Annotated in this window: 13 protein-coding genes, 1 tRNA gene and 1 other RNA gene; 14 read left to right on the top strand and 1 reads right to left on the bottom strand. The window is 72.5% G+C overall.

Features of this window, described 5'->3' with window-relative positions; genetic code table 11:
- Nucleotides 1-9: 9 nt before the first annotated feature.
- From ACFQZ6_RS17465 to ACFQZ6_RS17430, 8 genes are all read left to right on the top strand, one after another.
- Nucleotides 10-360, top strand: a complete 351-nt coding sequence (locus tag ACFQZ6_RS17465; protein ID WP_381609965.1) for an exonuclease domain-containing protein — start codon at nucleotides 10-12, stop codon at nucleotides 358-360.
- The gene (locus ACFQZ6_RS17460; protein ID WP_381609963.1) at nucleotides 324-740 is read left to right on the top strand and encodes a hypothetical protein; all 417 of its coding nucleotides are present in this window, start codon (nucleotides 324-326) and stop codon (nucleotides 738-740) included. The genes ACFQZ6_RS17465 and ACFQZ6_RS17460 overlap by 37 nt, the downstream gene beginning before the upstream one ends.
- Before the next feature lie 8 nt (nucleotides 741-748).
- Nucleotides 749-931 (top strand): hypothetical protein, encoded by a 183-nt coding sequence (locus ACFQZ6_RS17455; RefSeq protein ID WP_381609960.1) that lies wholly within the window; start codon nucleotides 749-751, stop codon nucleotides 929-931.
- Between the two features lie 93 nt (nucleotides 932-1024).
- On the top strand, nucleotides 1025-1927 hold the full coding sequence (locus ACFQZ6_RS17450) for a bifunctional DNA primase/polymerase (protein WP_381609957.1): 903 nt from the start codon (nucleotides 1025-1027) through the stop codon (nucleotides 1925-1927).
- Nucleotides 1928-2076: 149 nt separating this feature from the next.
- Nucleotides 2077-2271 carry a hypothetical protein gene (locus ACFQZ6_RS17445; RefSeq protein ID WP_381609954.1) on the top strand — a complete coding sequence of 65 codons (195 nt, stop codon included), beginning with the start codon at nucleotides 2077-2079 and terminating at the stop codon, nucleotides 2269-2271.
- Nucleotides 2268-3416 (top strand): DUF3631 domain-containing protein, encoded by a 1149-nt coding sequence (locus tag ACFQZ6_RS17440; RefSeq protein WP_381609950.1) that lies wholly within the window; start codon nucleotides 2268-2270, stop codon nucleotides 3414-3416. Before ACFQZ6_RS17445 ends, ACFQZ6_RS17440 begins: the two co-directional genes overlap by 4 nt.
- A gap of 179 nt (nucleotides 3417-3595) precedes the next feature.
- A complete protein-coding gene (locus tag ACFQZ6_RS17435; RefSeq protein WP_381609947.1) occupies nucleotides 3596-3829 on the top strand; it encodes a helix-turn-helix domain-containing protein in 234 nt (77 codons plus the stop codon).
- A 78-nt stretch (nucleotides 3830-3907) separates the two neighbouring features.
- Nucleotides 3908-5194 (top strand): tyrosine-type recombinase/integrase, encoded by a 1287-nt coding sequence (locus ACFQZ6_RS17430; protein WP_381609944.1) that lies wholly within the window; start codon nucleotides 3908-3910, stop codon nucleotides 5192-5194.
- 62 nt (nucleotides 5195-5256) lie between these two features.
- On the opposite strand, the gene ACFQZ6_RS17425 is transcribed toward ACFQZ6_RS17430, so the two are convergent.
- Nucleotides 5257-5344, bottom strand: a tRNA-Ser gene (locus ACFQZ6_RS17425).
- Between the two features lie 71 nt (nucleotides 5345-5415).
- Here ACFQZ6_RS17425 and ffs point away from each other — a divergent pair.
- The 6 genes from ffs (at nucleotide 5416) to ACFQZ6_RS17395 (ending at nucleotide 14027) form a co-directional block, all read left to right on the top strand.
- Nucleotides 5416-5514: signal recognition particle sRNA small type (ffs, locus tag ACFQZ6_RS17420), an RNA gene on the top strand.
- A 73-nt stretch (nucleotides 5515-5587) separates the two neighbouring features.
- The gene (locus ACFQZ6_RS17415; protein ID WP_381609941.1) at nucleotides 5588-7792 is read left to right on the top strand and encodes a DNA polymerase III subunit gamma and tau; all 2205 of its coding nucleotides are present in this window, start codon (nucleotides 5588-5590) and stop codon (nucleotides 7790-7792) included.
- Nucleotides 7793-7891: 99 nt separating this feature from the next.
- The gene (gene purD / locus ACFQZ6_RS17410) at nucleotides 7892-9145 is read left to right on the top strand and encodes a phosphoribosylamine--glycine ligase (RefSeq protein ID WP_381609938.1); all 1254 of its coding nucleotides are present in this window, start codon (nucleotides 7892-7894) and stop codon (nucleotides 9143-9145) included.
- 363 nt (nucleotides 9146-9508) lie between these two features.
- Nucleotides 9509-11335 (top strand): hypothetical protein, encoded by a 1827-nt coding sequence (locus tag ACFQZ6_RS17405; RefSeq protein ID WP_381618387.1) that lies wholly within the window; start codon nucleotides 9509-9511, stop codon nucleotides 11333-11335.
- Nucleotides 11336-11559: 224 nt separating this feature from the next.
- A complete protein-coding gene (locus ACFQZ6_RS17400) occupies nucleotides 11560-13059 on the top strand; it encodes a N,N-dimethylformamidase beta subunit family domain-containing protein (RefSeq protein ID WP_381609935.1) in 1500 nt (499 codons plus the stop codon).
- Nucleotides 13060-13127: 68 nt separating this feature from the next.
- Entirely contained in the window at nucleotides 13128-14027 is a 900-nt protein-coding gene (locus ACFQZ6_RS17395) for a phosphoribosylaminoimidazolesuccinocarboxamide synthase (RefSeq protein ID WP_381609932.1), read from the top strand.
- The last annotated feature ends 5 nt before the right edge of the window (nucleotides 14028-14032 follow it).

Below are 14032 nucleotides of genomic sequence, written 5' to 3'. Positions count from 1 at the left end.
GGGCTGGTCATGACGAACGCTGAGCACCCCGCCGACAACGCGCCCACGGTGCCCTGGCCGGACGGGCCGATGGTGGCGCTGGACGTCGAGACGACCGGCGTCGACCCGGAGACAGCCCGGATCGTCGCCGCTGCCGTGGCCGCGGTCGGCGGGGGCACCCCGCCCGAGACGACCACCTGGTTAGTGGACCCCGGCGTCGAAATCCCCGCGGAAGCCACCGCGATTCACCGGATCACCACCGAGCAGGCCCGCGCCGATGGCCAAGCCCCCGCTACCGCGCTGCCCGAGATCATCGAAGCACTGGCGGAACCGTTGTCGGCGGGATGCCCGATCGTGGTCTTCCGGCCCCCTACGCGCTGACCGTGCTGGCCCGCGAGTGCAGCCGCCACAACGTCGCCTTCCTGGACGGGGACGTCGCCCCGGTCATCGACCCGTTCGTGCTGGACAAGCAAATCGACCGCTACCGCAGCGGTCGGCGCACCCTGCCCGCGCTGTGTGAGCACTACCGCGTCCGCCACGACGGCCCCAACGACGCCACCGCGGACGCCCTGGCCGCCGCCCGCCTGGCCTGGCGCCTGCCGCGCGTCCACCCCCAGCTCGCCACCATCGCCCTGCCCGACCTGCACCACCGTCAGCGCCAGTGGGCGGCTGAGCAGGCCGTGAGCCTGCGACAGCACCTGCGCCGCACCAACCCCGCCGCCGCGGTCAGCGGGGACTGGCCCCTCACACCCGCCCCGTAGGAGGCCCGGTGTCCTTCGAGATCCGCGTGATCTGCGACCACGACGACGCCGACGCCGTCACCCAAACCCTCGCCAACGCCTTCCGCGTCGGCACCCCCCGCACCTACCCCACCCGCGACGGCATCCGCACCCGCATCTACCTCACCGCCGAACACCAGCCCAACCACAAGGACGACGGCACCAAGAGCTGAGCACGAACACAGCAAGGGCGACCCCTACTCACGCCAATGAATCCGGGTCGCCCTTGCCAGCCAGCCCCTGCGAGAGGACTGGAGACCTCCAGCATGACCCAAGACCCCCGCACCGCGCTGCTGAACGCGGCGCTGGAAGCCGCCGAACGCGGCTGGTACGTCTTCCCCTTGCGCCCCGGCAGCAAGCGCCCTGCCCTGCACGGTGAGAAGGCGTGCACCCGCACTGGGCCGTGCGCGGACGGGCACTTGAAGTGGGAGCAGCGCGCCACCACCGACCCCGACCGCATCCGCGCCGCGTGGTCGAGGGCCCCGTTCAACGTCGGTATCGCGACCGGCCCGTCCGGTCTGCTGGTGGTCGACCTGGACACGCCAGAGCACAAGGGCAGTTCGGACGCACCTGACGGTGCGGCGACCTTTGCAGCGCTCTGCGAGCGCGCCGGGCACTCCGTCCCCGACACCTACCGCGTGCGGACCGCGAGCGGCGGGACCCACCTGTACTTCACCACCCCCAACGGGGTACGGCTGGCCAGCACGGCGGGAACCGTCGCGGCGTCCGTGGATACCCGTGCGTGGGGCGGCTACGTCGTCGCTGCGGGCAGCATCCTGCCCACCGGAACCTACGAAGCCCTGTGCGGCCCCGAGACGGCCGCGCTGCCGTCCTGGCTGCACGCCCTGGTGCAACCCGCGCCGCCGCGGACAGTGAGCCCGTTGAAGCTCCCCGCAGTCGACGGCAACCGTGCGGCCGTGGCCGCGCTGGAAGCCGAATGCGCTGTCGTCACAGAGGCGCCGGAAGGGCTGCGCAACGTCACGCTCAACCGGTGCGCCTTCAAGGTGGGGCGGTTCGTCGCGTGGGGCGACCTCCCCCGGCATGTGGTTGAGGACGCCTTCCAAGGGGTTGGAGAGGCGGTGGGCCTCACCGCTGCCGAGTGCCGCGCCACGATCCGCAGCGCCCTGAACAGCTCCCTACGCAGCGCCCGTCCGCGGGAGGTGGGATGACCACCCCGCGCCGCCCCCGCTTGGAAGGCCAACCGCCCTCGACCACCGGCCCCGACCACGCCCGACCGGCCGCACCACTGACGGCCGTAGGCGGGCCGAAGGGCGCCGCCCGCAAGGGCGTCCCTTCTGCCCTTCGCTCTGACCCGGACATGGTCGTCATCAACGGCATCTGGCCCGCTCTCCACGTCCGCTTCACCCACCCGCCCGTCGCGGACTGGCTGTGCGGGTGCAGCCACCACGAACGTGCCGTGGGCCGCGCCGCCGTTATCGAACTGACCACCCGCGCCCACGTCGGCACTTGCCCCCACACCACTCCCGCGCAGGAAGGCAGGGCCGCCGCATGACCCCCACGCCCATCGACGGGGCCGCGCTGCTGGACGAGGTGGAAGCCTTCCACCGCCGCTTCAACATCTTCCCCACCGAGGCCGCGTACGTCGCCGTCGCGCTGTGGGACGCCCACGCCCACCTGCTCGACTGCTTCGACTCCACCCCCCGCATCGCGTTCTTGTCCCCCGAACCGGGGTCGGGCAAGTCGCGGGCGCTGGAGATCGTGGAGACGCTGGTGCCTCAGCCGATGGTGGCCGTGAACGCGTCCGCCGCCGCCCTCTTCCGGGCCGTGTCCGGCGCGAACGGGCGCCCCACCATCCTGTTCGACGAGATCGACACCATTTTCGGCCCCAAGGCCGGAGACAACGAGGAACTGCGCGGCTTCCTCAACGCCGGGCACCGCCGCTCCGGGGTCACCTACCGGTGCATCGGTGACGGCGGCAACCAGACCGTTCAGGCGTTCCCCTCCTACTGCGCGGTCGCGGTCGCCGGGCTCGGCTCGCTCCCGGACACGATCCTCACCCGGTCCGTCGTCATCCGGATGCGCCGCCGCGCCCGCAGCGAGAAGGTCGAACCCTTCCGGGCTCGCATCCATGAGGCAGAGGGCCACAAGCTCCGGGACCGGCTCGCGGCATGGGCTGAGCAGGCGCGCGGGACGGTCATGGACGCGTGGCCGGACATGCCCGAAGGGGTCACCGACCGGCCCGCGGACGTGTGGGAACCCCTGCTCGCCGTCGCGGACGCCGCCGGGGGACAGTGGCCCGACCGGGCCCGTCAAGCCTGCCTGACCCTGGTCAAAGCCGCTCAGGCCAACGACAAGGGCAGCATGGGGGTGCGCCTGCTGACCGACCTGCGTGACCACGTGATGGTCGGCATCGACCGCCTCCCCACCATCGCCATCCTGGATCGGCTGCACGCCCTTGATGACGCGCCCTGGGCCGATCTCGGCGGCAGGCCGCTCGACAATCGGCGCCTGTCGCGGATGCTCGGGGAGTACATGACCGCGGACAACGAGCCCATCACCTCCCGCAACATCAAGGCGGGCGGCAGCGTGCTCAAGGGCTACTACGCCGCTGATCTCCGCGACGCGTGGGCCCGCTACTGCCCCCCGCCCTCGGAAAGTCCGCTACCTCCGCTACCCGGGACCGAAAACCTCACCTGACCAGCGCAAACAAGGTAGCGGCAAACGCCCCCGCGACCCGCTACCCGACCGCTACTCATCCGCTACCGCTACCCCTTCCCGCTACCCCGATCAGGCGCCCCTGACCTGCGCGGTAGCGGCGGTAGCGGAAGTAGCGGCCCCTCAGAGATGCCCCCGAAGGACTGCCCCGAGGAGACCACGTGAGCATCACCACTGTGGACACCGGTCGGTTCGCTAAGGGAGACGGCCCCCCTCCTGTCCTCCTGACCGTTGAGGAAGCCGCCACCTGCCTCCGTATCGGCCGCACCACCTGCTTCGCCCTCATCCGCACCGGGGAGCTGGAGTCCCTGATGATCGGCGGACTCCGCCGCGTCCCCGCGGACGCCCCGGCCGCCTACCTCGCCCGCCGCCGTGCCGAGCGACGTGCCGCCTGACCGATCCCTCACCGGAGCGCCGCCCGCCACGGGTCGGCGCTCCGGTCGTTCCTACTCGCAGTACCAAGGAGCCCGCCTGTGGCGGAAGAGAAGAAGAAGCGCACCCGCCGGGCCAACGGCGAGACAGCCATCTATTTCGGCAAGGACGGCCGCTGGCACGCGCGCGTGCCGATGGGCTACAAGGACAACGGAGAGCCCTACCGCAGGCACATCACCCGCCCCTCACACGACGCCTTGGTCGAAGAGGTCAAGCGGTTGGAGAAGCAGCGGGACCAGGGCGTCGGACAGCAACCCGGGAAGCTGTGGACGGTCGAGAAGTGGCTGTGGCACTGGGTCGAGAACATCGCCAAGCCGACCGTCAGCGAGAACACGTACGACGGCTACGAGGTCGCTGTACGCGTGCACCTTGTTCCTGGCGTCGGTAAGCACCGCCTTGACCGCTTGCAGCCTGAGCACCTGGAGAGCCTGTATCGCCGTATGCAGGCGAACGGGAAGCGCAAGGCGGGTACGGCTCACCAAGCTCACCGCACCGCCCGGACCGCGCTGGGGGAGGCGGTGCGGCGCGGCTACGCAGCGAGAAATGCCGCCGCGTTGGCGAAGCCGCCGAGACTCGAAGAGGACGAATCCGAGGTCGAGCCCTACTCCGTGGAGGAGGTGCAGCGCCTACTGCTCGAAGCCAACAAGCGCCGGAACAGCGCCCGCTGGATGCTGGCCCTTGCGCTTGGACTGCGGCAGGGCGAGACGCTCGGACTGCGTTGGGCTGACGTTGACCTGGCCAACGAGTACCTGAAGCTGCGCCGGAACCGTCTGCGTCCGCGGTACAAGCACGGATGCCCGGAAGCCTCCCCCTGCGGCCGGAAGCCGGGCTACTGCCCGGACAAGGTGCAGGTCCGGCGCGAGACCAAGAACACCAAGTCCCGAGCGGGCCGCCGTGCTGTACCCCTGCCGGGCCCGCTGGTCGCCATGCTCCGGACCCATGCCGAGGCGCAGGAACGGGAACGCAAGACGGCTGGTGACCTGTGGGTTGAGTCGGACTACGTGTTCACCAAACCGCTGGGTGGACCGCTGAGCCCGAACACGGACTATCACGACTGGAAGCGGCTACTGGAGGACGCGGGAGTTCGGGAAGGCCGACTGCACGATGCCCGGCACACGGCCGCCACCGTGCTCATGCTGCTCGGTGTCCCGGACCGCGTCATCGATCAGATCATGGGGTGGGAGCCGGGGACGTCCGCGAGTATGCGGGCCCGGTACCTCCATGTGCCGGACGCCATGCTCAAGGACGTGGCCCGGAAGATCGCTGAAGCCATCTGGGGAGTTCCTGGAGCGCGCCCTGTGGACAAAAACCAGGACAACGGGAGCTGAGAACCGTCGAAGGGCCCCACCGCGAACGGTGGGGCCCTTCGACATCGTGCCCGGTGAGGCACTGGCGGAGGATACGAGATTCGAACTCGTGAGGGGTTGCCCCCAACACGCTTTCCAAGCGTGCGCCCTAGGCCTCTAGGCGAATCCTCCGCCGGAAACATTACATGACGCTGGGGAGTGCTCGCGAACTCGTTCCTGCCGGTCGGATCGGGTAACCTGTGCGGAGCCCCTCACGCGGCGCTATCTGACTGAACTCCCCCAGGGCCGGAAGGCAGCAAGGGTAGGTTGGCTCTGGCGGGTGCGTGGGGGGCGCTTGCGTTCCCAGGCCGCCGGGTCGCCGGGCCGTTCCGTGGGCGGGGTCGGTTGTCAGTGGGCGCCTATAACCTCGTATGCGTGTCGTCTCTTGCGTTGTACCGCCGCTACCGCCCGGAGTCCTTCGCCGAGGTCATCGGGCAGGAGCATGTCACCGACCCGCTGCAGCAGGCGCTGCGGAACAACCGGGTCAATCACGCGTACCTGTTCAGCGGTCCGCGCGGCTGTGGCAAGACGACCAGCGCGCGCATCCTGGCCCGCTGTCTGAACTGCGAGAAGGGGCCGACGCCGACCCCCTGCGGGGAGTGCGACTCCTGTCGCGACCTCGCGCGCAACGGGCCCGGCTCCATCGACGTCATCGAGATCGACGCCGCCTCGCACGGTGGTGTGGACGACGCCCGTGACCTGCGCGAGAAGGCGTTCTTCGGGCCCGCCCGCAGCCGGTACAAGATCTACATCATCGACGAGGCCCACATGGTCACGTCGGCCGGTTTCAACGCGCTGCTCAAGGTCGTCGAGGAGCCGCCGGAGCATCTGAAGTTCATCTTCGCCACGACCGAGCCCGAGAAGGTCATCGGGACCATCCGGTCGCGGACCCACCACTACCCGTTCCGGCTGGTGCCGCCAGGGACCCTGCGTGACTACCTCGGCCAGGTGTGCCAGAAGGAGGACATCCCCGTCGAGGAGGGTGTGCTGCCGCTGGTCGTGCGCGCCGGGGCCGGGTCCGTACGTGACTCCATGTCCGTCATGGACCAGCTCCTCGCCGGTGCCGGTGCCGACGGTGTGACCTACGCCATGGCCACCTCCCTCCTCGGGTACACCGACGGCTCGCTCCTCGACTCCGTCGTCGAAGCCTTCGCCTCCGGTGACGGCGCCGCCGCCTTCGAGGTCGTCGACCGGGTGATCGAGGGGGGCAACGACCCCCGGCGGTTCGTCGCCGACCTGCTGGAGCGGCTGCGTGACCTCGTCATCCTCGCCGCCGTGCCCGACGCCGCGGAGAAGGGGCTCCTCGACTACCCCGCCGACGTCGTCGAGCGGATGCAGGCCCAGGCCCAGTCCTTCGGGCCCGCCGAGCTGACCCGCGCCGCCGACATCGTCAACGAGGGCCTCACCGAGATGCGCGGTGCCAACTCGCCCCGCCTCCAGCTCGAACTGATCTGCGCCCGCGTCATGCTGCCCGCCGCCTACGGCGACGAGCGGTCCGTGATGGCCCGCCTCGACCGGCTGGAGCGTGGCATCAACTTCTCCACCGGGGCCGGTGCGCCTCCGATGGCGTACGTGCCCGAGCCTGGGGCGCACGGGGGGGACGCGACCGTTCCGGGTGGCGGTGCCGCTGCCGCGCGGGCCGCGGTGCGGGGGGGCCCGGGGGCCGCCTCCCCGAGTCCCTCTCCTACGGCCGCTGCCGCGCCCAGTGTGCCCAGCGCCCCCAGTGCTCCTGTCGAGCAGGCGGCTCCAGCCGTGCCGAGTACGGCGCCTGCCGCCCCCTCACAGTCCGCTCCCGCCCCCGGCGCCTGGCCCACCGCCACCACGGCGGGCAGCGGTGGCCGACGGCCGGGCGGCTGGCCCACCACCAACGCCCCGGCCGGGGGTGGTGACACCCGTCCCCCGGCGCCCGCGACGGCCCCTGCGGCAGCCGCACCAGCCGCACCAGCCGCGCCATCTCCCACGCCCGCCGCCGCCCCCGCCTCCGGCGGGCTCGACCCCCGCACCCTCTGGCCCAACATCCTCGAAGCCGTCAAGAACCGGCGCCGCTTCACCTGGATCCTCCTCAGCCAGAACGCCCAGGTCACCGGCTTCGACGGCACCACCCTCCAGCTCGGCTTCGTCAACTCCGGCGCCCGGGACAACTTCGCCAGCAGCGGCAGTGAGGACGTACTGCGGCAGGCGCTGGTCGAGCAGTTCAACGTGCACTGGAAGGTGGAGGCCGTCGTCGACCCGTCCGGCGGCGGCTCGGCACCGCCAGCCCCCTCCGGGCCCGCCCCCAGCGGCGCGTCCAGCGCCCCCAGCGGCTACGGCACCTCCAGTGGCGGCGGCGCCACGCCTCCCCAGCGCCCCACGCCTCCGCAGTCCACCCCCGCCCCGGCCCCGGCCGCCAGCCCCCCGCCTCCCCCGGCACCCAGACCTGCCCCCGCCCCCGCCCCCGCCGCCGTTCCGGACCCCGTGTCCCCAGAGGACGACATCCCCGAGGACGACGACCCCGACCTCGACGAGTCGGCCCTCTCCGGTCAGGAGCTGATCGTGCGGGAACTGGGAGCGACCGTGGTGGAGGAACTCACCAACGAGTAGTCCAGCCGCCCCCTCCTTGGAGGAAACCCCAACCCCTCCACCCCGGCCCCCTCGGCGGCCCGCACAAAGCGCGCCGCCCGCTGCCGTTAGGCTGACCCCGTGAAGGTCCTCGTCATCGGCAGCGGCGCCCGCGAACACGCCCTGTGCCGCTCACTGTCCCTCGACCCCGCGGTCACCGCGCTGCACTGCGCCCCCGGCAACGCCGGTATCGCGGAGGTCGCCGAGCTGCACCAGGTCGACGCCCTGGACGGCGCGGCCGTCTCCACGCTCGCCACGAAGCTCGGCGCCGAACTGGTCGTCGTAGGCCCGGAGGCGCCCCTCGTCGCGGGGGTGGCCGACGCCGTGCGCGAGGCGGGGATCCCGGTGTTCGGCCCCTCCAAGGAGGCCGCGGCGCTGGAGGGGTCCAAGGCGTTCGCCAAGGAAGTGATGGCGGGTGCCGGGGTGCCCACCGCGCGGTCGTACGTGTGTACGACACCCGAAGAGGTCGCCCGGGCGCTGGACGCCTTCGGCGCGCCGTACGTCGTCAAGGACGACGGTCTCGCCGCGGGCAAGGGCGTCGTCGTCACGTCCGACCTCGACGCGGCGAAGGCGCACGCCGCCGCCTGTGAGCGCGTCGTCATCGAGGAGTTCCTCGACGGACCGGAGGTGTCGCTGTTCGCCGTCACCGACGGCGAGACGGTCGTCCCGCTGCGGCCCGCGCAGGACTTCAAGCGCGCCCTGGACGGCGACGAGGGCCCGAACACCGGCGGCATGGGCGCGTACTCCCCGCTGCCCTGGGCCGATCCGAAGCTGGTGGACGAGGTGCTGGAGACGGTCCTCCAGCCGACCGTCGACGAGATGCGGCGGCGCGGCACGCCGTTCTCCGGGCTGCTGTACGCCGGGCTCGCGATCACCTCGCGCGGGGTGCGGGTGATCGAGTTCAACGCCCGTTTCGGCGACCCGGAGACGCAGGTCGTGCTGGCCCGCCTGAAGACCCCGCTCGCCGGGATCCTGATGGCCGCCGCCACCGGCAACCTCGCCGACCTCGAACCCCTGCGCTGGAGCGACGACGCGGCCGTCACCGTCGTCATCGCGTCGCACAACTACCCCGGCACCCCCCGCACCGGCGACCCGATCACCGGCCTCGACGAGGTGGCCGCCACAGACGCCCCGCACGCGTACGTGCTCCACGCGGGCACCCGGCGCGACGGTGACGCGGTGGTCAGCGCGGGCGGCCGGGTGCTGTCCGTCACCGCCACCGGCAAGGACCTCGCGCAGGCCCGGGAGCGTGCCTACGAGGCCGTCGGCCGGATCCGCCTCGACGGCTCCCAGCACCGTACGGACATCGCGGCGAAGGCGGCGGCGGGCGAGTAACCGCGCAGGTCAGCAGGCATCCCCACGGGCCCCGGAATCCCTCAGGACTCCGGGGCCCGGTCCTTGCCCGGCGTCAGCCACCTTTCCCCAAAGCCATTCCATCGAGTGACCAATGCCCCATCCGGCTGACGGGGGCCGGACCCCCAACTAGGGTGCGGCGCAAGCGTTCCGGCACTTGGCCCACCGGCATTGCGATGTCAGTGGCGGGTGCCACAGTGGGGGAGTGAGCAACGCCAGGGCAGTCGGCGGCGACCACCGTGACGGACAGCGTCACGGCGGGCGCCGTACGAGCCGCGGTACGTGCCGTCGTACGAGTCGTCGTACAGGACAGCAGGGAGGGGGTGACGACCGGTCGTGACCGGTATGGGTGTGGACGCGGGTGCGCAGTCAGCGCGGGCCCGTGCCCTGGCCGTGCTGCGGGTGCGCAGCCGGGCGCTGGCCGTGGCCCTGCTGCCCGCCGCCGCTGCCGTGATCCTCTTCGCGGGCGGTTCCACCGGCCACCTCGTCGGCGGCGGCTGGGACGCCGCCCGGTGGGCCGTGGGCCTGGCCGCGGCGGTCGTGCTGCTGGCGGCGGGCGGTATCGCGCTGGTCATCGCGCGGGCCCGGCCCGCCGTGAGCCCGACGGTCCCGATCCTGGAGGAGGCCGCCCCCGACCTGTACCGGATGGTCCGTGACCTCGCCGACCGCCTCGACGTGCCCGCCCCCTCGGCCATAGCGCTCACCCCGGACTGCGACAGTTGGCTGGAGGACCGCACCCATCCGGCGCACGGCCCGCCCGACGACCAGCGGGACCCGGCGCGCGGCCAGCGCCGTACGAGCGCCGCCCCGGTCCTCGTCATCGGCTCGCCGTTCCTGTGGTGGATGCGGGTGGGTGAGCTGCGCGCGGTCCTCGCCCCGGTCGTCGCGGGTACGGGGCCGTCGGCGCACCCCGACATAGCCGCGGCCCGGCGTTTCCTGCGGGGCCTGGACGCGGCGGTCGCCGTCGCCTCGGCACCCGCCCGGGGCGTCGGCGCCCGGCCCCGGCCGCCGCTGCGTCCGCTGTACGCGGGCGTCGGCTGGGTGGCCCGGCTGCTGCTGCGGGGCTGCCGGGAACACGCGGCCGAGATGGAGCGCGGGGTCGCCGCCGCGGCGGCCGAGCGTGCCCAGGCCGTGGACTACGGGCTGCGGATCGTCGCCCAGGAACAGGTCGGCCTCGCCTACGCGGGCTGGGACCGGCTGCTGACCCGGGTGGCGCTGCCCGCCTGGCGGATGGGCCGCTGGCCGTCCCGGCTGGACGCGGGCGTCGTGGCCGCCCTCACCGAGCTGTCCCGACGGGACCGGCTGGCCGAGGGGTTCGCCTCCCGGCTGGGTGAGCGTCCCGCCTGTGACCTGCTGGAAGAGCCCGGCACGGTGGACGAGGCCGCGTCGCTCCTCGCCGCCCGGCTCTTCCACGGCGGCCCCGCCGGACCCGGGCCCGACTGGGCGCCGGTGGAGTGGGAGGACTACCCGGACGAGGTCGTCGACCGCAAGTGGCGCACCGACGCCGCCCGGCTCCACCGCGTCCTGGACACCCTCGGCGTCCGCCGCACCACCCCGGGCTCCGCGGGCCCCACGCTGGCCCGCATCGTCGACCACCTGTCGGCGCGGGAGTACCAGGAGGACGCGGGGGAGGCCAACGGACCTGACGCCAACGGAACCGCGGCCGACCCCACCCCGCCAACGGCCGCCCTCGCGCCCACAGCCACTCCCACGCCCACCCCTACGCCCACCCCCACCCCCGACCCCACCACCCGCTGCGCCGCCCTAGCCGAAGGACTCAGCGCCGAGCTGGCCCGCGAGGAAGCCGCCGCGGCGGCGAACGCCCCGGCCCTCGGCGGCCCCACCGGCCCCGCCGGAACCGCGGGCTCCCCCGACCCCGACCTCTGGGGCGACGGCGCCCTCCCCCTCTTCCCCCTCCAGCCACCCCGCACCCCGCGCGAGCTGCTCGCCGACCACGTCACGGCGATGGTCTGCTGCGCCGCCATGGACACCGCGGGCGCCACCCCGGGCCTCGACTGGCTCGACGGCCCCTCCCTCCTCCTCAAGGGCGAACGCGCCGCCGACCTCACCCCGAGGGTCCTCAGCCTCCTGGAGGACGGCGACCCGACACCGCTGCGCGAGTGGCTGACGGAGACGGGGATACGCCCGGAGAAACCGGTCCGCCTCGTCTGACCATCCGGAACCTCACCTTCCACTTTGGGTCAATTCGCAACGACCAGTGACAGTCCGCGTGCGCAATGTGATGTGCTGGGACCGAACGCGCACACGGCGAAGGCGTACGACAGGCAAAGGCGTACGACAGGCAAAGGCGTACGACATACGACAGCCGACGCCGGTCGCTTGTGTCGCATCCGCCCGGAACACCACACCCACGGGGGCAAGGGAGGGACGCAACCATGGGGTCGGAGAAGATCCGCCGCTGGGAGTCGGGCGCGCTGGCACACGCGGCGACAGATCCCTTCGGCCAGGGCCCGGTCCCCTGGCTCCGCGGCGACGTGACGCACGCCGACGACACCGGCCGCCCGGTCCCCTGGTACGTGGACCGGCCCGACCCCTCCGACACCGCCCCCCACCCCCCGCGGTCCCGCTCCGCCACCCCCCGGGTCCCGTTCCCCCGGGCCGCCGACGACGTGCACCGCCAGATCAAGGGCTTCACCGCCACCGGCGCGGTCGCCCCGGGCGACGCCATCGACTTCCACGTCACCGTCGACCCACCCCAGGAGTTCGCCGTCGACGTCTACCGCATCGGCCACTACGCCGGTGACGGCGCCGCCAAGATCACCTCCAGCCCCCGCCTCTCCGGGATCGTCCAGCCCTCGCCGCTCACCGCCGACCGCACGGTCTCCTGCCACCACTGGTGGCTCTCCTGGCGGCTGCAGATCCCGACGTACTGGAACGTCGGCGCGTACGTCGCCGTCCTCACCACCGCCGACGGCTACCGCTCGCACGTCCCCTTCACGGTCCGCGACGACCACCCGGCCGACCTGCTCCTGGTGCTGCCGGACGTGACCTGGCAGGCGTACAACCTCTACCCGGAGGACGGCCGCACCGGCGCCAGCCTCTACCACGCCTGGGACGAGGAGGGGCGGCTGCTCGGCGAGGCCGACGCCGCGACCACCGTCTCCTTCGACCGCCCGTACGCGGGCGCTGGCCTGCCGCTGCACATCGGGCACGCCTACGACTTCGTCCGCTGGGCCGAGCGCTACGGCTACGACCTCGCCTACGCCGAGGCCCGCGACCTGCACTCCGGCCGCATCGACCCCACCCGGTACCGCGGCCTGGTCTTCCCGGGCCGCGACGAGCACTGGTCGATCGCCATGCGCGCCGCCGTCGAGCGCGCCCGCGACCACGGCACGTCCCTGGTCTTCCTCTCCGCCAACACCCTGTACTGGCAGGTGGAGCTGGGCCAGTCCGCCTCCGGCGTCCCCGACCGGCTGCTGACCTGCCGCAAACGCCGGGGCCCGGGCAAGCCGGTGCTGTGGCGGGAGGTCGACCGCCCCGAGCAGCAACTGCTCGGCATCCAGTACCAGGGCCCGGTCCCCGAACCGCACCCCCTGATCGTCCGCAACGCCGACCACTGGCTGTGGGAGGCCACCGGCGCCCACGAGGGCGACGCGATCGACGGCCTGGTCGCGGGCGAGGCCGACCGCTACTTCCCCCGCGCCCCGCTGCCCGACCACGACGAGCGCATCCTGCTCGCCCACTCCCCGTACGCCGACGCCGACGGCGTCCTCCGCCACCAGGAGACGTCCCTCTACCGCGCCCCCTCCGGCGCCTGGGTGTTCGCGTCCGGAACCTTCGCGTGGACGCCGTCCCTGGACCGCCCGGGGCACGTCGACCCGCGGGTCCAGCGGGCCACCGCGAACCTCCTGGACCGCATCTGCAAACGCGACTGACCCGCCGTCCGCGATCACTTACCGGTACGGGACAATCGACCCATTGGACAGAACCACGGGGAGGAACCGTGTCCGGATTCGTCGAAAAGCCCGAACCGATCCAGGTTCCGGGTCTGGTGCACCTGCACACCGGAAAGGTGCGTGAGCTGTACCAGAACGAGGCGGGCGACCTCGTGATGGTCGCCAGCGACCGCATCTCCGCCTACGACTGGGTGCTGCCCACCGAGATCCCCGACAAGGGCCGCGTCCTCACCCAGCTCTCCCTGTGGTGGTTCGACCAGCTCGCCGACCTGGTGCCGAGCCATGTCCTGAGCACCGAACTGCCCACGGGCGCCCCCGCCGACTGGGCGGGCCGCACCCTGGTCTGCAGGTCCCTCCAGATGGTCCCGGTGGAGTGCGTGGCCCGCGGCTACCTCACCGGCTCGGGCCTCGTCGAGTACCAGCAGAGCCGTACGGTCTGTGGCCTCGCCCTCCCCGAGGGACTGGTCGACGGCTCCGAACTGCCCGCCCCGATCTTCACGCCCGCGACCAAGGCGGAGGTCGGTGAGCACGACGAGAACGTCTCCTACGAGGAGGTCGCCCGCCAGGTCGGCGCCGAGACCGCCGCGCAACTGCGCCAGGCCACCCTCGCCGTGTACAGCCGCGCCCGGGACATCGCCCGGGACCGCGGAATCATCCTCGCGGACACCAAGTTCGAGTTCGGCTTCGCGGGCGACGAGCTGATCCTCGCGGACGAGGTCCTCACCCCGGACTCCTCCCGCTTCTGGCCCGCCGACACGTGGCAGCCGGGCCGCGCGCAGCCGTCGTACGACAAGCAGTACGTCCGTGACTGGCTGACCTCCGCCGAGTCCGGCTGGGACCGCAAGAGCGAGCAGCCCCCGCCCGCACTGCCCGAGCAGGTCGTCACGGCGACCCGCGCCAAGTACATCGAGGCGTACGAGCGCCTGACGGGCACAAGCTGGAGCTAGGAACG

The organism is Streptomyces flavalbus, from assembly GCF_042674625.1.
Classification (GTDB): domain Bacteria; phylum Actinomycetota; class Actinomycetes; order Streptomycetales; family Streptomycetaceae; genus Streptomyces; species Streptomyces flavalbus.
Note: the sequence above shows the minus strand (reverse complement) of the source record. Positions and strands in the feature narration are given on the sequence as shown.